The 24,330-nt window shown below is 62.8% G+C and carries 25 protein-coding genes and 1 pseudogene; 14 read left to right on the top strand and 12 right to left on the bottom strand.

Features of this window, described 5'->3' with window-relative positions; genetic code table 11:
• Positions 1-12: 12 nt before the first annotated feature.
• The 4 genes from IM701_RS06200 to IM701_RS06185 form a co-directional block, all read right to left on the bottom strand.
• Positions 13-684, bottom strand: a complete 672-nt coding sequence (locus IM701_RS06200; protein ID WP_039331493.1) for a peptidylprolyl isomerase — start codon at positions 682-684, stop codon at positions 13-15.
• 80 nt (positions 685-764) lie between these two features.
• Positions 765-1,277 carry a pantetheine-phosphate adenylyltransferase gene (gene coaD, locus IM701_RS06195; protein ID WP_039331280.1) on the bottom strand — a complete coding sequence of 171 codons (513 nt, stop codon included), beginning with the start codon at positions 1,275-1,277 and terminating at the stop codon, positions 765-767.
• Entirely contained in the window at positions 1,277-2,173 is an 897-nt protein-coding gene (locus IM701_RS06190) for a polyprenyl synthetase family protein (protein ID WP_193828108.1), read from the bottom strand. Before IM701_RS06190 ends, coaD begins: the two co-directional genes overlap by 1 nt.
• A 14-nt stretch (positions 2,174-2,187) precedes the next feature.
• Positions 2,188-2,451 carry an exodeoxyribonuclease VII small subunit gene (locus IM701_RS06185; RefSeq protein WP_039331283.1) on the bottom strand — a complete coding sequence of 88 codons (264 nt, stop codon included), beginning with the start codon at positions 2,449-2,451 and terminating at the stop codon, positions 2,188-2,190.
• Positions 2,452-2,522: 71 nt separating this feature from the next.
• Here IM701_RS06185 and IM701_RS06180 point away from each other — a divergent pair, with 71 nt between their 5' ends.
• The 3 genes from IM701_RS06180 to IM701_RS06170 are packed head-to-tail and all read left to right on the top strand — an operon-like array spanning position 2,523 to position 5,863.
• Complete coding sequence (locus IM701_RS06180; RefSeq protein WP_193828107.1) at positions 2,523-2,918, top strand: DUF2177 family protein; 396 nt, start codon at positions 2,523-2,525, stop codon at positions 2,916-2,918.
• Positions 2,919-2,960: 42 nt separating this feature from the next.
• Positions 2,961-5,120, top strand: coding sequence for a phosphoribosylformylglycinamidine synthase subunit PurL (purL, locus tag IM701_RS06175; RefSeq protein WP_193828106.1), 2,160 nt, complete (start codon positions 2,961-2,963; stop codon positions 5,118-5,120).
• Positions 5,117-5,863, top strand: a complete 747-nt coding sequence (locus tag IM701_RS06170; protein WP_193828105.1) for a DUF72 domain-containing protein — start codon at positions 5,117-5,119, stop codon at positions 5,861-5,863. The genes purL and IM701_RS06170 overlap by 4 nt, the downstream gene beginning before the upstream one ends.
• Positions 5,864-5,866: 3 nt before the next feature.
• Here IM701_RS06170 and IM701_RS06165 read toward each other — a convergent pair whose 3' ends face one another.
• Positions 5,867-6,676: a Coq4 family protein gene (locus IM701_RS06165; RefSeq protein WP_193828363.1), complete on the bottom strand. Its 810-nt coding sequence runs from the start codon at positions 6,674-6,676 to the stop codon at positions 5,867-5,869.
• A gap of 146 nt (positions 6,677-6,822) precedes the next feature.
• On the opposite strand from IM701_RS06165, the gene IM701_RS06160 reads away from it, so the two are divergent.
• Positions 6,823-7,407 (top strand): hypothetical protein, encoded by a 585-nt coding sequence (locus IM701_RS06160; protein WP_156135687.1) that lies wholly within the window; start codon positions 6,823-6,825, stop codon positions 7,405-7,407.
• On the opposite strand, the gene serB is transcribed toward IM701_RS06160, so the two are convergent.
• A complete protein-coding gene (serB, locus tag IM701_RS06155; RefSeq protein ID WP_193828104.1) occupies positions 7,408-8,292 on the bottom strand; it encodes a phosphoserine phosphatase SerB in 885 nt (294 codons plus the stop codon).
• Between serB and miaA the strand changes: the two genes are divergently transcribed.
• Together miaA and ilvB are read left to right on the top strand one after the other, a co-directional pair.
• Positions 8,285-9,259, top strand: a complete 975-nt coding sequence (gene miaA / locus IM701_RS06150; protein ID WP_193828103.1) for a tRNA (adenosine(37)-N6)-dimethylallyltransferase MiaA — start codon at positions 8,285-8,287, stop codon at positions 9,257-9,259. The genes serB and miaA overlap by 8 nt on opposite strands.
• A gap of 198 nt (positions 9,260-9,457) precedes the next feature.
• A complete protein-coding gene (ilvB, locus tag IM701_RS06145) occupies positions 9,458-11,206 on the top strand; it encodes a biosynthetic-type acetolactate synthase large subunit (RefSeq protein WP_193828102.1) in 1,749 nt (582 codons plus the stop codon).
• On the opposite strand, the gene IM701_RS22245 is transcribed toward ilvB, so the two are convergent.
• Positions 11,152-11,403, bottom strand: coding sequence for a hypothetical protein (locus IM701_RS22245; protein ID WP_370584370.1), 252 nt, complete (start codon positions 11,401-11,403; stop codon positions 11,152-11,154). The two genes, ilvB and IM701_RS22245, sit on opposite strands and share 55 nt — an antisense overlap.
• Between IM701_RS22245 and ilvN the strand changes: the two are divergent.
• From ilvN to IM701_RS06125, 4 genes and pseudogenes are all read left to right on the top strand, one after another.
• A pseudogene (ilvN, locus tag IM701_RS06140) lies at positions 11,290-11,738 on the top strand (acetolactate synthase small subunit). The gene IM701_RS22245 and the pseudogene ilvN sit on opposite strands and share 114 nt — an antisense overlap.
• 47 nt (positions 11,739-11,785) lie before the next feature.
• A complete protein-coding gene (gene ilvC / locus IM701_RS06135) occupies positions 11,786-12,805 on the top strand; it encodes a ketol-acid reductoisomerase (protein ID WP_039331297.1) in 1,020 nt (339 codons plus the stop codon).
• Between the two features lie 127 nt (positions 12,806-12,932).
• Positions 12,933-13,280 (top strand): I78 family peptidase inhibitor, encoded by a 348-nt coding sequence (locus tag IM701_RS06130; RefSeq protein WP_039331301.1) that lies wholly within the window; start codon positions 12,933-12,935, stop codon positions 13,278-13,280.
• 97 nt (positions 13,281-13,377) lie between these two features.
• Complete coding sequence (locus IM701_RS06125; protein ID WP_193828101.1) at positions 13,378-14,037, top strand: YceI family protein; 660 nt, start codon at positions 13,378-13,380, stop codon at positions 14,035-14,037.
• Positions 14,038-14,041: 4 nt separating this feature from the next.
• Here IM701_RS06125 and IM701_RS06120 read toward each other — a convergent pair whose 3' ends face one another.
• Positions 14,042-15,175: an epoxide hydrolase family protein gene (locus tag IM701_RS06120; RefSeq protein ID WP_193828100.1), complete on the bottom strand. Its 1,134-nt coding sequence runs from the start codon at positions 15,173-15,175 to the stop codon at positions 14,042-14,044.
• 208 nt (positions 15,176-15,383) lie between these two features.
• Here IM701_RS06120 and leuA point away from each other — a divergent pair, with 208 nt between their 5' ends.
• From leuA to IM701_RS06105, 3 genes are all read left to right on the top strand, one after another.
• Positions 15,384-17,054 (top strand): 2-isopropylmalate synthase, encoded by a 1,671-nt coding sequence (leuA, locus tag IM701_RS06115; RefSeq protein WP_039331306.1) that lies wholly within the window; start codon positions 15,384-15,386, stop codon positions 17,052-17,054.
• A 125-nt stretch (positions 17,055-17,179) separates the two neighbouring features.
• The gene (locus tag IM701_RS06110; RefSeq protein WP_193828099.1) at positions 17,180-18,226 is read left to right on the top strand and encodes an amidohydrolase; all 1,047 of its coding nucleotides are present in this window, start codon (positions 17,180-17,182) and stop codon (positions 18,224-18,226) included.
• Positions 18,227-18,294: 68 nt separating this feature from the next.
• Positions 18,295-19,275 carry a nitronate monooxygenase family protein gene (locus IM701_RS06105; protein ID WP_193828098.1) on the top strand — a complete coding sequence of 327 codons (981 nt, stop codon included), beginning with the start codon at positions 18,295-18,297 and terminating at the stop codon, positions 19,273-19,275.
• 7 nt (positions 19,276-19,282) lie between these two features.
• Here IM701_RS06105 and IM701_RS06100 read toward each other — a convergent pair whose 3' ends face one another.
• The 4 genes from IM701_RS06100 to IM701_RS06085 all read right to left on the bottom strand — a co-directional run bounded on the left by IM701_RS06100 (position 19,283) and on the right by IM701_RS06085 (position 22,384).
• Positions 19,283-19,768, bottom strand: a complete 486-nt coding sequence (locus IM701_RS06100) for an AHH domain-containing protein (protein WP_230487821.1) — start codon at positions 19,766-19,768, stop codon at positions 19,283-19,285.
• Positions 19,769-19,815: 47 nt separating this feature from the next.
• Positions 19,816-20,403, bottom strand: coding sequence for a hypothetical protein (locus tag IM701_RS06095; RefSeq protein ID WP_193828097.1), 588 nt, complete (start codon positions 20,401-20,403; stop codon positions 19,816-19,818).
• Positions 20,404-20,659: 256 nt separating this feature from the next.
• Positions 20,660-21,094, bottom strand: coding sequence for a flavodoxin family protein (locus IM701_RS06090; RefSeq protein WP_370584352.1), 435 nt, complete (start codon positions 21,092-21,094; stop codon positions 20,660-20,662).
• A gap of 57 nt (positions 21,095-21,151) precedes the next feature.
• Positions 21,152-22,384, bottom strand: a complete 1,233-nt coding sequence (locus IM701_RS06085) for a hypothetical protein (RefSeq protein WP_193828095.1) — start codon at positions 22,382-22,384, stop codon at positions 21,152-21,154.
• A gap of 156 nt (positions 22,385-22,540) precedes the next feature.
• On the opposite strand from IM701_RS06085, the gene recJ reads away from it, so the two are divergent.
• A complete protein-coding gene (recJ, locus tag IM701_RS06080; protein WP_193828094.1) occupies positions 22,541-24,322 on the top strand; it encodes a single-stranded-DNA-specific exonuclease RecJ in 1,782 nt (593 codons plus the stop codon).
• Positions 24,323-24,330: the final 8 nt, after the last annotated feature.

Here is a 24,330-nt window from a genome sequence, read left to right as displayed (position 1 = left end):
ATTCGAGAGCCCTTAGTTTGACGTAGAATTGCTGAGCATGTCCGCCGTGATGGCAGCCGGTGCCGCTGGCGCGACCGGCGCCGGGGCCGCCTTGTTGTCAGCCGCAATCGAGGCCTGCACGATCTTCGTCGGGTTCTGCGGCGGTTCACCGCGCACGATCGCGTCCACAAAGTCCATGCCGGCGATCACACGGCCGAAGTTGGTGTACTTGTGATCGAGGGCAAAGCGCGGATAGAAGACGATGAAGAACTGGCTGTTGGCCGTGTCAGGTTCGTTCGTGCGCGCCATCGAAACCGATCCGCGCACGTGCGGAATGGCGTTGAACTCGGCCTTGAGGTCCGGGAGCGGCGAACCGCCCTGCCCAGTTCCCGTTGGGTCGCCAGTCTGGGCCATGAAGCCGTCGATCACGCGGTGAAAGATGATGCCGTTGTAGAAACCCTGGCGGACAAGAGTCTTGATCCGCTCAACGTGGTTGGGCGCCCACTCCGGCATAAGGCGAATGGCCACACGGCCACCGTTCGAAAGATCGAGGTAGAGGATATTCTCGCGATCCACGGACTGATCGGCATTGACCGTATAGGTGAGCGGCTTGGGCGCAGGTGCCGGAGCCTCGTCCTTCGCCATGGCAGGCGAGGCAATCAGGGCAGCGCCAAGCGCAAGTGCGGTGAGAAAGCGCGAAACCATGGAACAGTCGAACTCCGGATAACCTGCAGCGCCGATAGGCTTCTCGCGCTGTCGCTGCAATGAACGATTGCCGTTCTGTTTCAGTAGTCGCCCAGACGACCAAGCTTCTCGACCCTGGCGACCACTTCATCACGGACCATTGGCGTGACGAAATCGGCTATCTCGCCCCCGAAAAGCGCAATTTCCTTCACTAGCTTCGATGCGATGGGCTGAAGGCTGACGTCGGCCATGAGGAACACGGTCTCAATCTCGGCGTCGAGCTGCTGGTTCATGCCGGCCATCTGGTATTCGTACTCGAAGTCCGCAACGGCGCGCAGCCCGCGCACGATCACCGAAGCGCCTTGTGCGCGGGCGAACTTCATCAGCAGCGCATTGAAGCCCACGACCTCGACATTGTCGATTCCCTGGTCCGCCACTTCACGGCTGACCATGGCCATGCGTTCTTCCGGCGTGAACATCGGGTTCTTCGAGGGATTGGTGGTGACGCCGATGATCAGCTTGTCGACCAGCTTGGCTCCACGCCGGATGATATCGAGGTGGCCGAGCGTGATCGGATCGAACGTGCCCGGATAGACGCCGATGCGCTGCGCCATCAGTGATTCCTCTCGACAATGAAGCGCGCCAGTTCGCGCAGGAGATCGGCTTCAGGGCCATAGCTCGCCAGAAACTCGATCGCTTGTTCTACCAGAATGCGCGCCTGTTCGCGTGCCCTCTCTGCGCCCAGCAGCGAGAGGAACGTCTCCTTGCCCTGCGCTTCATCCTTGCGCAGGGCCTTGCCCGCCGCGGCTTCGTCGCCTTCGGCGTCGAGCAGATCGTCGGCAATCTGGAACGCAAGGCCGATGTCGCGAGCATAGCCGCGCAAGTGCGTACGGCCTTCAGGCGGAACCTTGCCGAGAATTGCGCCCATCTCAACCGAGGCGGAAAGCAGCGCACCCGTCTTGAGCTGCTGCAGCCGCGTTACGGTGGGCAGGTCGAAGCTCGAGGTTTCGGCAACGATGTCCATCATCTGCCCGCCGCACATGCCATTCATGCCGCTGGCCGTGGCAAGCGTGCGGATCAGTTCGATGCGGGTGAACGGATCGCCACTGGTTGCAGGATCGGACAGGACTTCGAACGCGAAATCGTGAAGCGCGTCGCCAGCAAGGACCGCCGCAGCATCGTCGAAAGCGAGATGCACAGTGGGCTTGCCGTGCCGCAAGGCGTCATTGTCCATGCACGGCAGATCGTCATGGATCAGCGAATAGACGTGGATTGCCTCGATTGCGGTGCCGACCCGGACCGCGGCTTCGCGAGAAACGCCGAACAGTGCAGCGGTGGCGCAGACCAGCAGCGGACGGACGCGCTTGCCGCCACCGATCGTGGCATAGCGCATGGCTTCGACAAGCCGGTCGCGGGGATCGCCGGGCACGGGCAGGAGCAGGTCGAAGCTCTTGTCGATGTCTTCGGCGATAGCCTTGAGGGCAGGCTTGAGCAGACCGGTTTCGGCCATGACGGAAGCTCCGATCAGCCCTGGGTTTCGTCAAACGGGCGCAGGCCCTGCGGCTTGCCATCACGATCGGCCACGATCGCTTCGATCCGCGCCTGCGCCGCATCGAGCCGCGCCTGGCAGTGCGCGCGCAGTGCATCGCCGCGGGCATAGAGATCGATCGATTCATCAAGCGGAGCATCGCCGCTTTCCAGCCGCCGCACGACTGTCTCGAGTTCCTTCAGAGCCTCTTCAAAGCTGAGGCCAGCGATGCTTGGTGCGATATCAGGTGCGGTTCCCATTGGGGCAGCATTGACGGGGTCATGGGGCGCGGTCAAGCTTCGATCCGCACCAAGTCGGGGACCTGCACTCCATGCAATACGTGATCGCCTATGTCGCTGCCGCCGCGGTGTTTGGCGCAATGGACGCCGTGTGGCTGGGGTGGGCCGGGTCAAAGCTCTATCGCCCCGCGTTGGGCGATCTGCTGGCGCCGCAATTCCGCGCGGGGCCGGCGATCGTGTTCTACCTGCTCTACCTTGGCGGAATGATGTGGTTCGCCGTCCGGCCAGGCCTGTCGCAGGGCCTGGGAGCGACGGCGCTGAACGCTGCGATCTTCGGCGCGATGTGCTACATGACCTACGATCTGACCAGCCAGGCCGTGCTGGCGCGCTGGCCGGTGCACGTGACCGTGATCGACGTGATCTGGGGGACGTTCGCGACGACAGTGGCCGCTACGGCAGCAACATGGATCGCGCTCAAATTCGCCTGACAGGACTAGCCTACACGCGCCCACATCGCTAAGGCGCGCGCCATGTCCGAAATCACGCCAGATGTCGTCGCCGCCCATGGGCTGTCCGAGGAAGAGTACCAGCGCGTCCTGAACGCGCTCGGACGCGAGCCGAACCTTGTCGAGCTCGGGATCTTCTCGGTGATGTGGTCGGAGCACTGCTCCTACAAGTCGAGCCGCATCCACCTCAAGAAGCTGCCGACGTCGGCGCCCTGGGTGATCTGCGGCCCCGGCGAGAACGCGGGCGTGATCGACATCGGTGACGGGCAGGCCGCCATCTTCAAGATGGAGAGCCACAACCACCCCTCTTACATCGAACCCTATCAGGGCGCGGCAACTGGGGTTGGCGGCATCCTGCGCGACGTCTTCACCATGGGCGCGCGCCCGGTGGCGAACATGAACGCGCTGCGCTTTGGCCGTCCTGATCACCCGAAGATGAAGCACCTTGTGCAGGGCGTCGTCGCGGGCATCGGCGGATATGGCAACTGCGTAGGCGTGCCGACGGTCGGTGGCGAGACCAACTTCCACAAGGCCTATGACGGCAACATCCTCGTCAACGCGATGACCGTGGGCGTGGCCGACACCGACAAGATCTTCTATTCGGCGGCCACGGGCCTAGGCAATCCGATCGTCTATGTCGGCTCCAAGACAGGCCGCGACGGCATCCACGGTGCGACCATGGCGTCTGCCGACTTCGACGAGAAGTCCGACGAGAAGCGCCCGACCGTACAGGTGGGCGATCCCTTCACCGAGAAGCTGCTGATCGAAGCCTGCCTCGAACTCATGGCGACCGATGCGATCGTCGCCATTCAGGACATGGGCGCGGCGGGCCTGACGTCGTCCTCTGTCGAAATGGCGACCAACGGCAAGGCTGGCATCATTCTCGACATGGACAAGGTGCCCTGCCGCGAAGAGGGCATGACGCCTTACGAAATGATGCTCTCGGAAAGCCAGGAGCGCATGCTCATGGTACTCAAGCCCGGCAAGGAAGCCATGGCCGAGGCGATCTTCCGCAAGTGGGAGCTGGACTTTGCCGTGATCGGCGAAGTGACCGACACTGGCCACATGGTGCTGAAGTTCAAGGGCGAGACGGTCTGCGACATTCCGCTGGGTCCGCTCGCCGAAGACGCCCCGCTCTATGACCGCCCTGCGCTTTCGCTGGCAGACTACAAGGCGTGGGCTAACGTGGCGCCGCTCGGTTCTGTGCCGGAGAGCGCGGACCTTGGCGCCGATCTGGTCAAGCTGATCGGCTGCCCCGATCTCGCCAATCGCCGCTGGATCTTCGAGCAATACGATTCGCAGGTTGGTGCCGACACGTTGCAGAAGTCGGGCGGCGATGCTGCCGTGGTGCGCATCCACGGCTCGAAGAAGGCGCTGGCGATCAGCACCGACTGCACGCCGCGCTATTGCTATGCCGATCCCTATGAAGGCGGCAAGCAGGCCGTGGCCGAAACGTGGCGCAACATCTGCGCGGTGGGCGCGCGTCCGCTGGCGATCACCAACTGTCTCAACTTCGCCAATCCGCAGCGCCCCGAAATCATGGCGCAGATTGTCCAGGCCTTGAACGGCATGGGCGATGCGTGCCGCGCGCTGGATTACCCGATCGTCTCGGGCAACGTCTCGCTCTACAACGAATCGAAGGCCACCGGCGGTGGTTCGGCCATTCTGCCCACGCCTGCCATCGGTGGCGTCGGCCTGATGCTTGATCACGACGTGATGACCACCGTCCCGTTCAAGAACGAAGGCGACGTTATCTGGCTGGTGGGCAATGAAGGCTCGCATCTCGGCCAGTCGCTTTACCTGCGTGATGTGCATGGCCGCGAAGATGGCGATGCGCCTGCGGTAGACCTTGCTGTCGAGCGCAAGAACGGCGAACAGGTGCGCGAATGGATCGCGGCCGGCAAGCTCACCGCTGTCCACGACATCTCGGACGGCGGCCTGCTCATAGCGCTGACCGAAATGGCGCTGGCCGGTGACAAGGGCTGCTCGCTCGACGTGGCGCTGACCACGGCTTCGGCATTCGGCGAGGATCAGTCACGTTATGTCGTCACGACCAAGGCTGGCGAAGTTCTCCAAGGTGCAACCAGGCTTGGCACGGTCGGCGGAACGCAGGTAGCGGGCGTCGAACTGGCAAGGCTGCGCGAGGCCAACGAAGCCTTTTTCCGGGACTGGATGGAAGCGTGACGCACGGGTCCATCCGCGTCGGTATCGGCGGGTGGACCTACGAACCTTGGCGCGGGGGAGCTTTCTATCCGGTGGGCCTCCCGCACCGGCGAGAACTTGAATACGCCGCGTCAAGGCTGAGCTGCATCGAGATAAACGCGACCTACTACCGGCGGCAAAAGCCCGAGAGCTTTGCGCGCTGGGCAGCGGCCACTCCGGAAGGCTTCCGTTTTAGCCTGAAGGCGCTGCAATATACCATGCGGCGCAAGGTGCTGGCGGACAGCAAGGAGATCGTCGGCAAGTTCCTTGATCAAGGGTTCACTGCACTCGGCGACCGGCTGGGCCCGATCCTGTGGCAGTTCCGCGAAGGGAAGCGGTTTGAACGCGAGGACTTTGCGCGCTTTCTTGACCTGATCCCGGATCGCCAGGACGGCGTGGCGCTGCAACACGTGCTCGAGGTACGCGACGTATCGTTCTGCGATCCAGCTTTCCTTGACCTCTGCCGCGATCGCAATTTTGCCGTTGCATTCTCCGACGATGCCGAGTTTCCGCAGATCGACGAGCAGACGGCGAATTTCTCGTACGCGCAGCTGCAGCAGTCGAATGAAGCTTGGGAGACCGGCTACGAACCCGCGGCGATCGGCAAGTGGGCGAAGCGCGGCCGCGACTGGGCACAAAACGGCAGGGACGCCTACATCCTGTTCATCGCGGGCGCGAAGCAGCGCAACCCGGCCGCAGCGCGGGCATTGATCGCAGCCCTCTGACCGTCAGGCGGCGAGCTTCTTAGCCGCATTTTTTCCGAGCAGGTCATAGGGATCGATTCCCATGCCGCGCCAGACGCCGTGCGCTTCCTTGTAGTGCATGGCAGGAGTGATGTTAAGGCGGGCACGCACCTCTTCGATGGGCAGCGGCAGCAGTTCCTTGATTGATTGTTCGCACAGCCGCGGGCATGCCTTGCCAAGTCGCTGGCCTTCGCGGACTGCGCGCAGGACCGGCGCGCTGCGCTTGGTCTGGCGATTGATGTTCATGCCGGCCATGTAGCCGATGAACAGATGTGCCGGGCTCGGCTGCTGGCTGTAGGTGAACGCAAGGACGCAGGCTTCGCCAAGTGCATCGCGCCCGTAACCGGTCAGCACGTGAAGCATGTCGTGCACGTCGCGCATGCGGTTGAGGTACCACAGGAACTGGTCCTCGAAGCGTTCTCGCTTGGCGGCGAAGCGATCGAACTCGTCGACCAATCCCTGCGCGGTCAGACCCTCGCTTTCCATGAAGTCGCAATAAGCGTGGGCCAGAGAACCCTCAGGCGTCTGCCGGAGCGCGGCGTGATCATCGAGAATCGCTGGGAGATAGGGCTCGGTCAAACGAAGGGCCTGACCGCGCTCGCTACGCAGAAAAGCCTCGGCCCGCCCCCGCAGGTTCCGCCACGGCAGCGCCTCGAAAATGTGGAACACCTCCTCGGTATTTTCCTTGTCTTTCAGGAGGTTCTGAAAATGGTGCCATGCCTTGAGCGGCTGCATCCGCATCTCCGGACGACGCTCATCGTAGATTGGCAGGTCAGCACTCAACGCGCCGGTCATGGCGTTCACGTCGATTCTCCCGGTTTTCTTGCCGGCGAAATACTAACAGCACTGTAAATAGATCGTCAATCGCTGTGCCCGGAGCACTGCTTGCCAGCGCCGACGGTGCAGTGCAGACTAGCAAAAACGTAGGGGGAGAACGGAACATGGCACGGAAGTGGCCAATGGCGCTGGGGCTGGCGCTTTCGTTGCTGGCCTTGGCTGCGGGTCTGGCCGCCGGCACGACGCAACATGAGAGTTGGCACCTCGCCGCACGTTGGACTGCACGAGTGGGCTTTCCGATTTTCCTCCTGACCTACCTCGCCTCCTCGCTCTTTCGCCTTTCCCCCGCCCCGTGGAGCCGTGCGCTGGTTCGTGATCGCAGGTGGTGGGGCCTTGGCTTTGCGGCAAGCCACACCGTCCACCTCGTGGCGCTGGTCGTCGCAGTCAGCCTCGATCCGGAACCGCGCACGTTGGCATCGCTTGTCCCGGGAAGCTTGGCCTACCTGTTCATTCTCGCCATGGCGTTGACCTCAAGCAGCGCTGCGATGCGCGCACTCGGCCGGAACTGGAAACGCCTGCACACAACGGGCATCCACGTGATCTGGCTAATCTTCACGCTGGCTTACGCCAAGCGCATTCCAATGCCGGAGACGCGCGCCATCGGCCTGACGATGACGACGCTCGCCCTGATGGCGCTGCTGGTTCGCGTGCTGGCGTACAGACGACGCAGCACGCCCGCCTTTGCCTGATCAGTCGAAGACCCAGTCCTGACGGGCAATGCCGAAGAGCGACAGGATCGAGGTCAGATCACCGCGGTCGACCCAGCCGTCGGCGGCAGAGCGGGCCTTGGGCTTGGCGCGATAGGCGATGCCGTAGCTTGCAGCTTCGATCATCGGAATGTCATTGGCGCCATCGCCGGTCGCAAGGCTGAACACTTCGCTGCCAAGGCGCTCTGACTCTTCGAGCAGGACCTTCTTCTTCACCGAACTATCCACGATTCCACCAACGAGCCCGCCAGTCAGCATGCCTTCGTGCAGGCCGAGGCGGTTGCCGACCACGCGATCGAACCCGAGCAGTTCCGCCACCGGATCGGCGAAGGAATGAAAGCCGCCCGTGACCAGTACGGTATGGCAGCCACGAGCCTTGAGCGTCGAAACGAGCGTCCGAGCACCCGGCATCGGGCGAATGCGCTCCTCGAGGCACTGCGCGATTGCGGTCTCAGGCAGGTCCTTGAGCAAGCCGACGCGTTCGCGCAGGGCGGATTCGAAATCGAGCTCTCCCTGCATCGCGCGTTCCGTGATTGCCGCGATGCGGTCCTTGAGTCCGGCGAAATCCGCCAGTTCGTCGATGCATTCCTGCTCGATCATGGTCGAATCCATGTCGGAAACGAACAGGCTTGGCACTTCGATCAGGCCGTTGGAGAGCAGCAGGTCGCTATCGGGGAAGCACTGGTCCAGGATCTTGCGGATGCCTGCGGGATTGCCTTCGACGACTTCGAGTTCGAGCACGTCCTCACAGAAGTCGAGCATCCCGGCGCCTGCCACTTCCCAATCGCGCGCCTCGATCATTTCCATCGCAAGCGAGAGATTGTCACCAAGTGTCTCAGGGTCTGCTATCAGGCGCACGATGATCAACGGGGAATCCTTTTCTGAAAGCACAGTGCACGACGCGGCTGACCGGCCACGCGTGGCGCTAATCGCAGGGCCGACGGCAAGCGGCAAGAGCGATCTCGCTGTGAAGCTCGCCCTCAGGCTGCGAGAGCAGGGCCGCGAGGCAGTGGTTATCAATGCCGACAGCGCGCAGGTCTATGCTGATCTGCGCGTGTTGAGTGCAAGGCCGTCGGAGGAGGAAATGCAGGGCGTGCCGCATGTCCTGTTCGGCGCGTGGGATGGTGCGCAGCCCTGCTCGGCGGCAGACTGGGCAACAGCCGCCAAGGTTGAGATCGCTTCAGCCCACGAACGCGGTGCGATGCCGCTCCTCGTCGGCGGGACGGGCATGTACATAAACACCCTGCTCCACGGCATTGCACCGGTACCGGACATCGACCCTGCTGTTCGTGCGGAGGTGCGAGCTCTGCCGGTTGAGGTCGCATATGCCGCTTTGCGCGAGGAAGACCCGGCGCGCGCTGCACTGCTTGGTCCTGCCGATGTGCAACGCGTGACCCGCGCGCTTGAGGTGGTGCGTTCGACCGGGTATTCCCTCGCACATTGGCAGCAGCAGCGTGTCGGCGGGATCGGCAACGGGGTGGACCTCGCGCCGATCATTCTCCTGCCCGAGCGGCAGTGGCTTTATTGCCGCTGCGATCTGCGCTTTGAACTGATGTGGCAGGGCGGTGCACTCAACGAGGTCGAAGCGCTGCTGGCCCGGGGCCTGCCCGAATCGTGTCCGGTCATGCGAGCAATCGGCGTGCCGGAGATCGCCGCATTCCTGCGCGGTGAAATGTCTCAAGATCAGGCAGTTTCCGCAGGGCAGCAGGCGACGAGGAACTACGCCAAGCGGCAGTATACCTGGCTGAAGAACCAGAATCCCGGCAGTTGGCCACGCTTGACGTACGAAAATTCCATTGACTTCGACTATGCAGCAAGTTTATTGCGCGGTTAGCCGCTTGACACCACCTTTTATGTCAAGTAGCAGGCCGTCAATTGCCTGATCCATCTTGCATGCCGATCAAGCACCCGAGAGGGAGAGACGGCCCGGCGCAGCCAAGCTGCAGCCGGGCCGAAATTTTTGATGGTTTTTTGTTTTTTCAGCGAAGCATCGGGTCTATCGGCCCGGTCACGCGAAGAAGGATGAAGTAACGTGACAAGCGAGCGCAGCGGCGCCGAGATCCTGGTCGAAAGCCTTGTCGCCAAGGGCGTCGAATTCGTGTTCGGCTATCCCGGCGGCGCGGTACTGCCGATCTACGATGCGCTGTTCGGCGATGAACGCATCCGCCACATCCTCGTCCGCCATGAAGCCGGCGCGGCCCACGCCGCCGAAGGCTATGCGCGCGCTACCGGCAAGCCCGGTGTCGTGCTCGTCACCTCCGGTCCTGGCGCGACGAATGCTGTCACCGGCATTGCCGACGCCTTCATGGATTCGATCCCGATGGTCGTGATCACCGGGCAGGTCCCCACCGGCCTGATCGGGTCCGACGCATTCCAGGAAGCCGATACGGTCGGCATCACGCGCCACTGCACCAAGCACAACTATCTGGTGAAGGACCCGTCGCAGCTTGCCGCGACCATCGACGAGGCGTTCCGCATTGCCACCGAGGGTCGTCCAGGCCCGGTCGTGATCGACATTCCCAAGGATGTGCAGATCGCGACGGCGACGTGGAGCAGCGCGGCGCCGCAGCAGCGCAACCGCTATTCGCCCCAGACCGAAGGCGGCGCCAGCGAGATCGCCGAGGCGATCGAAATGATCGCCCAGGCCAAGGCACCGGTGTTCTACACCGGTGGCGGCATGATCAATTCCGGTCCCGAAGCCGCGCGCCTGCTGCGCGAGCTGCAAGCGCTGACCGGCGCGCCCGTCACGTCGACCCTGATGGGTCTGGGCGCATTTCCGGCGGATCATCCGGCATGGCTCGGCATGCTCGGCATGCACGGCACCTACGAAGCCAACCTGACGATGAACCAGGCCGACCTTATCGTCTGCGTCGGCGCCCGCTTCGATGACCGTGTCACGGGCCGCCTCGATGCCTTCGCGCCCAATTCGAAGAAGATCCACATCGATATTGACCGCGCGTCGATCAACAAAACCGTCGCCGTGGACCTGCCGGTGATCGGCGATTGCGGCAAGGTTCTCGGGCAGCTGATCGAAGCGTGGCTGGAGCGTGGCTACAAGGCGCAGGACCTCACGGGATGGTATGCGCGCATCGATGGCTGGCGTGGCAGGAAGAGCCTTGCCTACCCGCGCAAGTCCAAGGCGATCATGCCGCAGTACGCGGTCGAACGTCTGTACGAGCTGACCAAGCATCTCGAGCCGATCATCTCGACCGAAGTCGGCCAGCACCAGATGTGGGCGGCGCAATATTTCCACTTCATGAAGCCCAACAAGTGGCTGACCTCGGGCGGTCTCGGCACGATGGGCTACGGCCTTCCCGCCGCCATCGGCGCGCAGGCGGGCTTCCCCGAGACGCTGGTCATCGATATCGCCGGCGACGCCTCGATCCAGATGAACATTCAGGAGCTGGGCACGGCCACGCAGTATCGTCTTCCGGTCAAGGTCTTCGTGCTCAACAATGAATGGATGGGCATGGTCCGCCAGTGGCAGGAGCTGACCTACGAGAGCCGTTACTCCAACTCCTATTCGGACAGCCTGCCCGACTTCGTTCGCCTTGCCGAAGCCTATGGCTGGAAGGGCATCCGCATCACCGACGAAAGTGAGCTGGACGCGGGCATCCAGGCGATGATCGACCATGACGGTCCGGTCTTTGTCGATTGCCTCGTCGCCAAGGAGGCCAATTGCTTCCCGATGATCCCGTCGGGGGCTGCACATACCGACATGATCCTCTACGGGGACGAAGTCGCCGGCACGATGGACGACGAAGCCAAGGCGCTGGTCTGAGGGACACCGGAACAATGATGCACATCGCTCAGGAGGCGCAGGAGCGCCACGTCCTCACCATCACGGTCGACAACGAAGCGGGCATTCTCGCCAAGATCGCCGGCCTGTTCACCGCGCGCGGCTACAATATCGACAGCCTGACCGTGGCCGACATCACCGATGGCCACGACGTCAGCCGCATCACCATCGTGACGCACGGCCCCCGCCGGTCATCGACCAGATCCGCGCGCAGCTTGAACGACTGGTACCGGTGCACAAGGTCACCGACCTCACCGAAGTGGGCCCCTTCGTCGAGCGTGAACTGGCGCTGGTCAAGGTGTCCGGCAAGGGCGAGAACCGCGTCGAGGCGCTGCGCCTGGCTGACGTATTCCGCGCCAAGGTGGTCGATACCACGACCTCGAGCTTCATTTTCGAACTCACCGGGGCGCCCGACAAGATCGACAGCTTCGTCAGCCTGATGAAGGAACTCGGCCTCGTCGAAGTTGGACGCACCGGCATCGTCGGCATGATCCGCGGCGCCACCGCCGCCTGAATTTCACCGCTTATCCTTTCACGAATTCATCAAAGATTGGGAACGACATGAAGGTCTATTACGACGCAGACTGCGATCTGAACCTCATCACCGACAAGAAGATCGCGATCCTCGGCTATGGCTCGCAGGGCCATGCCCACGCGCAGAACCTGCGCGACTCGGGCGTCAAGGACGTGGCGATCGCGCTGCGCCCGGGTTCAGCCAGCGCCAAGAAGGCCGAAGCTGCCGGCTTCAAGGTTCTGGCAAATGCCGATGCTGCTGCATGGGCCGACATTCTGATGATCCTGGCACCGGACGAGCATCAGGCCGCGATCTATGCCGATGACCTGCACGCCAACATGAAGCCTGGTGCGGCACTGGCATTTGCGCACGGCCTCAACATCCACTTCGGCCTGATCGAAGCGCGCGCCGACATCGATGTGATCATGATTGCGCCGAAGGGCCCTGGCCACACCGTGCGCAGCGAATACCAGCGTGGCGGCGGCGTGCCCTGCCTGATCGCGGTGCATCAGAACGTGACCGGCAACGCCCATGACGTTGCACTCGCCTATGCCTCGGGCGTCGGCGGTGGCCGCAGCGGCATCATCGAAACCAACTTCCGCGAAGAATGCGAGACCGACCTCTTCGGCGAGCAGGCCGTGCTGTGCGGTGGCACCACCGCGCTGATCCAGGCCGGTTTCGAAACCCTGGTCGAAGCCGGCTATGCACCGGAAATGGCCTACTTCGAATGCCTCCACGAACTGAAGCTGATCGTCGACCTGCTTTATGAAGGCGGCATCGCGAACATGCGCTACTCGATCTCGAACACCGCCGAATACGGCGACATCAAGACCGGTCCGCGCATCATCACTGAAGAGACCAAGAAGGAAATGAAGCGGGTTCTCGCCGACATTCAGTCGGGCCGCTTCGTGAAGGACTTCGTGCTCGACAACCGCGCCGGCCAGCCCGAGCTGAAAGCCGCCCGCGGTCTCGCCAAGCGCCACCAGATCGAGGAAACCGGTGCAAAGCTGCGTGCGATGATGCCGTGGATCGGAGCGAACAAGCTGGTCGATCAGTCGAAGAACTGATCTTCCCAATCAATTCGAAACTTTTGGAAAGGGCGGCTTCGGTCGCCCTTTCTTTTAGTGCACGACAGGCATCGACGAATGCAGTGGACGACAGAAATGTGATCTATATCACTCCGATCTGGAGAAAATGATCACACGATTCCGCCTTGTACCCCGGCTGACGCTTTGTGCCGCCGCGTTTTGCCTTGATGCCGGGCCAGTTCTTGCCGCGGCCAAGGATATGGCGCAGCGGCCGATACCCCCCGTTGTCAGGACCGAAGCCGGATTGGTCGACACTTGCGGCCAGCGTTCTGCGCAAAAGCTGGTTGGCGCGATGTTTTCGCCCCAGTCACAGGCAGCCCTGATCAAAACCATCGGACACGACCGCATCCGCGTGATCCGGCCGGGAGCAATTATCACGCAGGATCGCCGCGAAAATCGCCTCAACCTGATCGTTGATGATGCCGGACGCCTGATGGCGGCGCGCTGCGGATAGCCGCGCAGGCTTACGCTACGACGCCGGGACTTTTACTTGCGTCGATCACAGCACTTTGGCAACCAAGGCGCTCCTTATCCTCCCCAAGGAGATCCCGATGCCGAAGCTCTCTCGTATGCCACGCCCCCTTTTGCTCGCCCTTCCCCTCGCTCTCGCCGCTGCGGCCGCGCCGATGGTAGCGCAGATGCCGGAGGCCCCTGGCAAGGCCGACAAGGCGCGTGTCGTGGCGGGCTCCTACACTGCCGATGCCGGCCACTCACTGGTGGGGTGGCGCGTGAACCATTTCGGCTTCAACGATTACTTCGGCCTGTTCGGCGACGTTTCGGGCACGCTTGACATCGACCCGGCCAATCCCGCCGCTGCCAAGGTTTCGGTCAAGATTCCGGTCAGCAAGGTCATGACGGCCAGCAGCGGACTCACTGCCCACCTGCTCAAGCCGGCAGCTGACGGCAAGCCCACCGACTTTTTCGGTGCGGCTCCGGCCGACGCGACGTTCGTTTCGACCAGCGTGGCGCCAGGCGCCGATGGCATGAGCGCGAAGATCACTGGCGACCTTACCCTGAATGGCGTGACCAAGCCGGTGACCATTGACGCGACCTTTGCCGGTGCCGGCACCAACCCCTTCAACAAGGCTGCCACGCTCGGCTTCCACGGGAAGGCCACGCTCAAGCGTTCGGACTTCAACGTGAAGTACGGCGTTCCCTTCGTATCCGACGAAGTGAAGCTCGACATCACTGTCGCCTTCGAAAAGAAGTAAGCGTTCAAGGCATCAGCGAAAACGCGGCCCGAAGCTCTTTCACGAAAGCTTCGGGCTGCTCCCACGCGGCGAAGTGCCCACCCTTCTCCTGTTCGCCCCAATAAACCAGCTTAGAGCATGTCCTCTCGAACCACTTGCGCGGGGCCGGGATGATCTCCTTGGGGAACGCGCTGACGGCAACAGGGATGTCGATCTGCACAGGGCTGAAACTGCCGAAACTCTCCCAATATAGACGGGCCGACGATGCGCCCGTAGCAGTCAACCAGTACAACATGAGATTATCGAGAATGTCGTCGCGGCTCAGGGCATCCTCGGCACGCCCGGCATTGTCGGTCCAGGCCCACATCTTCTCGTAAATCCAGCCCGCGAGGCCCGCAGGCGAATCCACCAATCCGTAGCCGACCGTCTGAGGGCGGGTGGATTGCTGCTTGAAGTAGCCTGAATCCCACTCCTGATAATGTTGCAAACGCTCGAGCGCCTTCATCTCGTCGGGGCCGAGCGCGGCCATATCCTCGGGCAGCGGTGTTGCGATCGGCATGTTGAGATGGATGCCGGCGCATCCGTCGACCTTCAGCGCGCCGAGCGCAGTCGTCACTGCCGAGCCCCAATCGCCACCTTGCGCCAGCCACCTGTCATAGCCGAGCCGCCGCATCAATTCGCCCCAGCTTTGCGCGATTTTCTGAACGCTCCAGCCCTTGACCGTGGGTTTGCCAGAGAACCCGTAGCCTGGCAGGCACGGGATCACGAGATGAAAGGCATCCCGCGCCGCGCCGCCATGCTCCTCCGGCTGGGACAACGGGGCGATGCAACGGCGAAACTCGAGGATCGAGCCAGGCCAGCCGTGGGTCAGGAGCAAAGGCCGCGCGCCTGCGTGGGGCGAGCGTAAGTGCAGGAACCGGATGATTACGCCATCGATCTCGGTTTCGAACATGCCCCAGTCGTTGAGCTTCTGCTGGCAAGCGTACCAATCATATTCATGACGCCAGTAGGCGACAAAATCCTGCAGTGCGGCGAGCGGCACGCCTTGCGACCAATCGTCAACCGTTTCCCTCTCCGGCCACCGCGTCATGTCGATGCGCCGGTTCAGGTCTTCGATCGCGGCTTGCGGTATCTCGACGGTGAACGGCGCAATATTCATGGCTCTTCTCTCCCGGTCTGCTTGCATTCATTCTGGACAAGTGGCCTGCGATTCACCATAGGCTTGTGGCATGACCGCTCGACTGGACCTTACCCTGCGACTTATCCGCCCTTGGGCGTGAGCTGACGCGCGGGGACTCCCGGCGCGCACGGCGCCCAGGGGATCAGAAGCTCAACCGCCAAAATCCAGAAAATTCGAGTGCACTCTCATGACCATGCTCAAGAACCCTTCGGCCAAGTACCGTCCGTTCCCGCAGATCGACCTGCCCAACCGCCAATGGCCCGGCCGTACGATCACCAAGGCGCCGCGTTGGCTTTCAACCGACATGCGCGACGGCAACCAGTCGCTGATCGATCCCATGGACGCGGAAAAGAAGAGCCGGTTCTTCGACCTTCTGCTCAAGGTTGGGCTGAAGGAAATCGAAGTCGGCTTCCCGTCGGCCGGGGCCACCGAGTATGATTTCATCCGGGGCCTGGTCGATTCCGGCCGCATCCCCGATGACGTCTTCGTGCAGGTCCTCACCCAGTCGCGCGAAGACCTGATCAAGACCTCGTTCGAAAGCCTGGCCGGAGCCAAGCAGGCGATCGTCCACGTCTACAACGCGGTTTCGCCGCTGTGGCGGAACGTGGTGTTCGGCATGGACCAAAAGGACGTGCGCGAGATCGCCATTGCCGGGGCCAAGCACTTGCGTGATCAGGCCGCTCGTTTCCCGCAGACCGACTGGCACTTCGAGTACAGCCCGGAGACTTTCTCCACCGCCGAACTCGATTTCAGCATCGAGTGCTGCGAGGCCGTGATGGAGATTCTCCAGCCGACGACGGACAAGCCGATCATCCTGAACCTGCCGGCGACGGTCGAGGCGGCGACGCCCAACATCTACGCCGATCAGATCGAGTACTTTTGCCGCAACCTGCCGAACCGCGATCGTGCAGTGATCAGTCTGCACACCCACAACGATCGGGGCACTGGTGTCGCCGCGGCCGAGCTCGGCCTCATGGCTGGGGCCGATCGCGTCGAGGGGTGTCTTTTCGGCAATGGCGAGCGCACCGGCAACTGCTGCCTCGTCACCGTCGGCCTCAACATGTATACGCAGGGGATCGACCCTGAACTGGACTTCTCGGACATCGATGAGGTGATCCAGACGGTCGAATACTGCAACCAGCTGCCTGTCCATCCCCGCCATCCCTATGGCGGCGAATTGGTCTTCACCGCGTTTTCCGGCAGCCACCAGGACGCGATCAAGAAGGGCTTCGCAGCGCAGGAGCAGCGCAACGACGAGCTTTGGGCAATCCCCTACCTGCCAATCGATCCGGCGGATCTCGGCCGCAGCTATGAAGCGGTGATCCGCGTGAATTCGCAGTCCGGCAAGGGCGGCTTTGCCTGGGTGCTCGAACAGGACCAAGGCCTCAAGCTGCCCAAGAAAATGCAGGCGCACTTCTCGCGCCATGTCCAGGAGCTGGCCGACGAACTGGGCCGCGAACTGCAGGCGGCAGACATCTGGGGCGTGTTCCGCAAGGCCTATCGACTCGATGCGCCGCAGCACTTCCAGCTGGTCGACTATGAGGAGGCGCGGGGCCCTGATGGCACACGCATCTTCGCCGGCAAGATCGAAGTCGATGGCAAGGTCCAGTCGGTATCCGGACGCGGCAACGGCCTGATTTCCTCGGTCGTCGCCACGCTCAAGGACGGCTTCGGGGTCGAGATCGACATCACCGACTATTCCGAGCATGCGATGGGTGCCGGCAGCAATGCCCGCGCCGCAGCCTACGTCGAATGCAAGACCGCCGATGGCCGCACGATCTGGGGCGTCGGCATCGATGAAGACGTGGCGACCGCTTCGGTTCGCGCGGTTCTCAGCGCAGCAAACGCTGCTGCATGAGCGCTAAATGGGCGGCCTCCGCGGCCGCCCGTTCAACCGATCGCTTAAATACCCGCTTGCCCGCGCAGATCCTTGCGCCATAGTCTGCCCGTGCCCGCAAGAGGCGCGCAACGGGACAGGACTTTATGGCCGACGAAGCGATTCTCGAACCCGACCTGCCGATCATTGATCCGCATCACCATCTGTGGGACTTGCGCCCGCTGATCGCGGCTTTCCCGCAGCCCCGCCATCCTTTCATCGAGACGCTGACGCACTCGGCCTATTACACGTTCGACCAGCTGCTGGCCGATGCGCGTGGTGGCCATAACGTGGTAGCCACGGTCTACATGGAATGCGGCGCCTTCTACCGCGCCAATGCGGAACCCGCGATGAAGCCGGTGGGCGAAGTCGAGTTTGTGAACGGCATCGCCGCACAAGGTGCGAGCGGCCTTTACGGAAACTTCCGCCCTTGTGCCGTGATGATCGGCCATGCCGACTTGCAATTGGGCGATGCAGCACGTCCTGTCCTCGAAGCGCTCGCGCAGGCAGGTAACGGGCGATTTCGCGGCATTCGCCACCAGGGCGCCTGGGATGCCAATCCTGACGTACTCGGGCCGCCGTTCCATGCGCCGCCTGAGCTTTATCTATCGGAGAGGTTCCGTGAAGGCTTCCGCCACCTCGGCGAGCTTGGCCTCACTTTCGATGCCTGGCTGCTGGAGCCGCAACTGGGTGATGTGCTCAGCCTTGCCCGCGCGTTTCCGGACCAGCCGATCTGCCTCGATCACTGCGGCACCCCGCTCGGCACCGCAAGCTATCACGGCAGGCTGCACGAGCGCTTCGATAGCTGGCGGAGCATGATCCGGCAGATTGCCGAATGCCCTAATGTCACGATCAAGCTTGGCGGTCTTGCCATGTCGTTCTGCGGACTTCCCGAGCAAGGCCCGATGGCGGGGCTGTCCTCGGAGACACTGGCAGCCATGTGGCGCCCCTATATCGAAACCTGCATCGAAGCCTTCGGGCCGGAGCGGGCGATGTTCGAAAGCAATTACCCCGTCGACAAATGGGGCGCCAGCTACACCGTGCTGTGGAATGCCTTCAAGCGACTGGCCCATGGCGCGTCCGAGAGTGACAAACGCGCGCTTTTTGCCGGCACTGCCGCCCGCTTCTACGGCATTGAGGACATGCTCCCCTAGACAGGCGACGTGTCATCACCTAGCATTTTAACTGCTCGATTAAGAACCTTGTGAAGGACACGCGCTGAATGCCCCTGCCCCCGCTGTTCGCAAACCTGCGTCTGCCTGTTATCGCGTCGCCCCTGTTCATCATCTCCTGCCCGGAACTGGTCATCGCCCAGTGCAAGGCAGGCATTGTCGGATCGTTCCCGTCGCTCAACGCGCGCCCGATCAGCCAGCTCGACGAATGGCTGCATCAGATTACCGAGGAACTTGCCGCCCATAACCGCGCCAACCCTGACCGCCCGGCTGCCCCGTTCGCCGTGAACCAGATTGTCCACAAGACCAACAACCGCCTCGACGAAGACATGGCGCTCTGTGCAAAGTGGCAGGTGCCCATGCTCATCACCTCGTTGGGTGCGCGCGAGGATGTCTACAACGCGGCCCATGGCTGGGGCGGCATTGTCCTGCACGACGTCATCAATGATCGCTTCGCCCGCAAGGCAATCGAGAAAGGTGCCGATGGCCTCATCCCGGTTGCCGCAGGCGCTGGTGGCCATGCGGGGGCGCAATCGCCTTTTGCACTGATGCAGGAAATCCGCGAATGGTTCGATGGACTCGTCGCACTTTCGGGCGCGATTGCCCATGGGCGTTCGGTGCTTGCCGCACAGGCGCTTGGTGCTGACTTTGCCTATATCGGCTCTGCCTGGATCGCGACCGAGGAAGCCAATGCCAATGCGGCCTACAAGCAGGCCATCGTGGACAGCCGGGCCGACGATATTGTCTACTCGAACCTCTTCACCGGCGTTCACGGCAACTATCTGCGCTCCTCGATCGTCAACGCAGGGCTCGATCCCGATAACCTTCCCGAAAGTGACCCGAGCAAGATGAATTTCGGATCGGGCGGCAATACCGACGCCAAGGCCTGGAAGGATATCTGGGGTTCCGGCCAGGGCATCGGTGCCGTCACCGCTGTCGAACCGGTCGCAAGCCGCGTGGACCGGCTCGAGCGGGAATATCGCGAGGCAGCAGCGAGACTGACGGAAAATTCTGCCGCGTTCCTGCGTTGATTCAGGTCTAGTTCGCTCGCGCCACGACTGCCGTATCTGTCCAGAACAGCTGGGCCATGTCGTCGAGATGGCTGAAATCGAGCGACGGGTCGCGCGTGTTCAATGGCATGCGCGACCAATTGCGTGGATCGAGGAAGCGCCGGCGCAACGCGCGCTGCAGCAAGTCAAAGCGCATCAGGGCGGTGAAATCGGCCGTTGCCGAACCCTTGCGTCGGGCAAGAGACCAATCCGCTTCGATCTGACCGATTCGCTCGATTACCAGTTGGTTATAGGCACGGTGCGGGCCGCGATGGAGTGGCAACCCTGCGCGCAGCGCCGCGTGTTCGGACCCGGGCAACAATTGGCCGTTGCGGCGGAAGTCGTGAATCCCGATTCGTTCGTGGCCAAGCGTATCGATCATTCTCCGGAAGGCCGGAAGACTCAGAACCTGACGGGGAACGAGGTGATGGCGCTGCTGGTCCGGGCAATATCCTGCCTGGCCAGGGATATTCACGCTGCCGAACGGCAGAGAGGCCCTTTCAGGTTGAAATTGGTTCCGTTTCAGTCGCACCGGGCAAGGATAGGACTGCCGGACTCCGCCTCAAGACTGACTGCCCCCGTTCCGGCAAGAATTGCCCGTGTCGGCTGCAGAACGGGGCCATGGGCGACCAGCCAATCAACCAGCCGAACAGCGGTGCGAGCCAGCAGCGACGGATCTGCAGAATTGCCTGCTTTCAGGATAAATTCCTGCCCCATCAACAGATTAAGCCCGCGAGACGCCATCGAGCCATCGTCCAGGCGATACATTGCGACAAAGGCTGGAGCCGGGAAAGGTCCGCCCTCCAGCCATGGCAACACGGCTTGCCTGAATAATCCCGGTTTTAGAACCAGATGGGCGGGAATCCACGAAATCCCTTCCGCCTGGCTCAATTGCGCAAGCTCAGTCAGAAGCATCGCCGCGACTCGGATGACCGGCAAGAGGCCGCCGGCACCTGCGAGGTGTGGCCCAGGTGCAAGCGTCAGCCATCGCATCTCGCCAAGATCCGGTTGGGCAAGACCAAGGGCAGTAGCGATGGGTGGTGCCGCTGCAGGTGGCCCGTCCTTCAAACCGTGCAGATCGAAGGTCAGTCCGCTGGCAAGCAGTTCCACCCAGCCTTCCGAGGCATCGGGCACGTGGGATGCCGAATATCCGAAGCCACGCTCCGGGCCAGCCAGAATATCGGCGAGGGCTGGCAGCATTTCGGCCCTGTAAAGAAGGGCTGCAATGGGTGCGCAAACTGCAGACCGGTCACTCGCGTCCACTTGCCCACCTTTCAGCCACGGCCCCAATTTGCACAGTCCTCCGGATGCGTCGAGTCACGGTGCATCCGGGAAAGCTTGGTTTTGGTCCATAAGCTCGAAAGCTTTAGAAAACTCCCAATGCGAGACCCGCCGCCAAAGCCCGTCCAAGATTTCGGCAATCGTGCAATAGTGCCTCAGGCACACGCTTAGGGCCAAGGATCTCTTCGGGCGTCTGTGCGCCTGTTTTAACGATCAGAGGTTCTGCCGCCCGCCTGAGCCGCCACCCGGTCACAATACGATCAAGCTGACGTTCCGCGCCGCTTCCGTCCGTGCCGGCTGCAATCATGGCCGCATAGGCCCGGCCCTCGATCCTGCCGAGCAAAGGGTAATAGCACCGATCGAAGAATGCCTTCATCTCCCCGGTCATCGAACCCAGGTTCTCGGGGCAACAGAACAGATAGCCCGCCGCACCGAACAGGTGCTCGGGTACGGCGGAAGCGGCCTCGATCAATCGATAGGCACCTTCGGTTTCAGCCCCGCTGGCGGCGGCCTCGGCCATCGCCCGCGCAGTGCCGGTGCGGCTGTGCCAGATGATCGCGAGGCCACCTGTCATCGCTTAGCAGCCATCCCCGCCAGTGCCGGGCACACCGATGGCGCCGCCGATCGCGCCCCCCAGCAAGCCGCCCAGCCCTTTCTTCTTGGGCTTGCATTGCGGCTTGGGCGCATCCTGCTGGCTCGCGGCGGCCCCTCCAAAGCCTTCTACCCCGACAAGGAAGCCTGTGCTGGACCGATGGCGGATACGCGCCGTCCATTCCGGCACCCATTTGGCCTTCGGATCTGCCGGACGAGGAGGATAGGCGAAGGATTCTTCCGGCCCATAGGCATGGAGCGTTCCGAACATGTAGTCAGGCGCCGCCGCCTTGACTTCTGCAGGGACACTGCACGTTGTGGTCTGCGGAGACATGACCGTCTTTTCGGCCACCAGTTTCGCAACCGTCGACGGTGCCAGCCAATCCGACAATCCTCCGCCGAATTGACGCGTGGCGCTCGACGACCACCATACGATGTCCACCATGTCCTGACCCTTGGGCGCCTGCTTCCCGCCGATGATCATCGCATAGTAGCCTGTGGCGTCGGGAACTGCACCCCAACGCAGCAAGGTGGCGCCAGTGCCCATTGCGCTATTCGAGGCGTTGAGTGGGGCCATGAAGTCCTTGGCCAGGTTGAACGCCAGTTCCGGCGAGTAGTTCGAAACCACACGGTGAGCGCCGATGAGGGATGAATCCGGCTTGGCGGACTTGCCGTCATCGCTCGGCCATGTGCCGTAGGTCCTCGCCGACGAAGGCGAGACCCAGCGGTCGATCGGGGCGGCCGTGGTCCATAGGCCCGGGGGGATCTGCCCCGCGGCAAGCTTGCTGAAATCGATGACTACCGGCTGACCCTTCGGCGCGTGTTCGCCGCAGCCCCAGAAGATCAGCATTCGGCCCTTGGGTCGCTGGAACTCCGTCGTTCCCGGTTCGGCGGGCTTGCTGACAGGTGTCTTGAGCAGCACCGATTTCCCGAGCTTGGCGCCGGCCGGCATGAAGTGTTCGGCTTTCGGCTTGCCGTCCGCTGCCGCACGGGACGTTCCGAGATCGAGCCACAGCATGTGCTGGGCCTTTGGCGTCCCTCCCATGGCCATCGCCAGGGCCGCGCCAGCACCGCCACTGCCAGCGCCCATGCCGCCAAACCCCGACATCGTCTCGGCACGCATCTCGTATCTGGCAACGGGAGCGGTCGCCTGTTGCGCCACGACTCCAGCAGCAATACCGCCAAGCGTCAGTCCGCTTGCAATCACGTAACCGGTCATCACACGCATTCCTGCATCCTCCTCAAGGACTTGCGGCAGACAACCGCCGCGACGGATTCGATGCGACCTTATGCGTCGGGGGCTCTTGCTGGCCGGTGCGCCACCGCACACTCCCTTCCCCTTTCCGCAGGGAGCCCCATGGTATAGCGCAAGATCATGATTCCGGTCACTGCGATAACACGATCTCTTTCGGGCCAGGCCTGGCGCTGGCGCGGAGGCAACATGGACTTTGGGCAAAGCGGCAGCGCCCGAGACGGCGAGGAGGCCATTGTTACCCAATTGCTGCTTTCGCGTGGCGTCTCGCCCGATGATCTCGAACGCCATCGCCGCCCGACTTTGCGCGATTTCCTGCCCGATCCTTCGCTGTTCCGGGACATGGACGAAGCAGCCCACCGCATCGCCGATGCCATCCAGCGCAACGAGCAGATCACGATTTACGGGGACTACGACGTCGACGGCGCGACCAGCGCAGCGCTGCTGATCCTGCTGCTGCGAGGTCTCGGCGTGAGCGCAGGCCACTATATCCCCGACCGCCTGCTCGAAGGCTACGGCCCTTCAGGCGAAGCGCTCGTCCGTCTGGCCCAGCAAGGTAGCGACCTGATCGTCACCGTCGATTGCGGAGCGATGGCGCACGAGGCGCTTGAGGCGGCAGCGCAGGCCGGGGTCGACGTGATCGTTGTCGACCATCACAAATGCCCGCCCGAACTGCCCCGGACAGTCGCCCTGGTTAATCCGAACCGGCTCGACGAATGTGACGAGGCCGCCGCGCACGGCCATCTTGCCGCAGTGGGCGTTGCCTTCCTCCTGGCCGTTGCCATCGTCCGCGAACTGCGGGGGCGCGGATATTTCGAAGGCCGCAAGGCGCCAGACCTCATGGGCCTGCTCGATCTCGTTGCTCTCGGCACCGTAGCCGACGTGGCCCAGCTAAAGGGCCTCAACCGCGCGCTGGTAGCTCAGGGTCTGAAGATCATGGCGCGACGCGAAAATATTGGCCTGTCGGCGCTGATTGACGCCAGTCGCCTGTCGCGCGCGCCCACATGCAGTGACCTCGGCTTTGCACTGGGCCCGCGAATCAACGCAGGCGGCCGCGTGGGTGAAGCAACGCTCGGAGTGCGCCTGCTGACAACGCAGGACCCGGATGAGGCTCGGGAAATTGCGGCGCAGCTGTCTCGGCTCAATGAGGAACGGCGCGCGATCGAGCAGGAAGTGCAGGAAGCGGCCGAAGCACAGATCGCCGCGCAGCATAACCGTGCGGTCATGGTTCTGGCCGGGCGCGGCTGGCACCCCGGCGTGATCGGCATCGTGGCCGGGCGAATCAAGGAAAAGACCGGCAAGCCCTCGCTGGTGATCGCGCTTGATGCTGACGAAGCAGGCATGGGCAAAGGCTCGGGCAGATCCATCGCCGGGGTGGACCTGGGCGCTGCAATCATAGCCGCGCGCGAGGCCGGACTGCTCGTGGCAGGGGGCGGGCATGCCATGGCTTGCGGCCTGACGATCGATCCGTCGCGGCTCAATGCTCTGGCAGACTGGCTGGACGAGCGACTCGCGCGCGATGTAACCGGGGCACGAGACGCTCAATCGCTACTGCTGGATCTGTCGCTGGCGCCCGGCGGCCTGCGCCCCTCGCTGGTCGAAACCCTAGAGGCGGCCGGCCCCTTCGGAATAGGCTGGCCCGGCCCGCGTGTAGCAGTTGGTCCGGTAAGACTGGTGAAATGCGATCTCGTCGGCGCCGATCACGTGCGCATGGTGGCCGCAGGCGCCGACGGCAACTCCTTCAAGGCGATCGCCTTCCGCGCTGCGCAGAGCGAAATGGGCCAGACGCTGCTGCACGGTTCGCGAGGCCGACAGTTCTGGCTGGCGGGGCGTGCAAAGATCGATGACTGGGGCAGCCGCCCCGCCGCAGAACTCCATGTGGAGGACGCTGCATTCGCCGACTGAAATTTTTC

It is taken from the genome of Novosphingobium sp. ES2-1, from assembly GCF_015169775.1.
Taxonomy (GTDB): Bacteria; Pseudomonadota; Alphaproteobacteria; order Sphingomonadales; family Sphingomonadaceae; genus Novosphingobium; species Novosphingobium subterraneum.
Note: the sequence above shows the minus strand (reverse complement) of the source record. Positions and strands in the feature narration are given on the sequence as shown.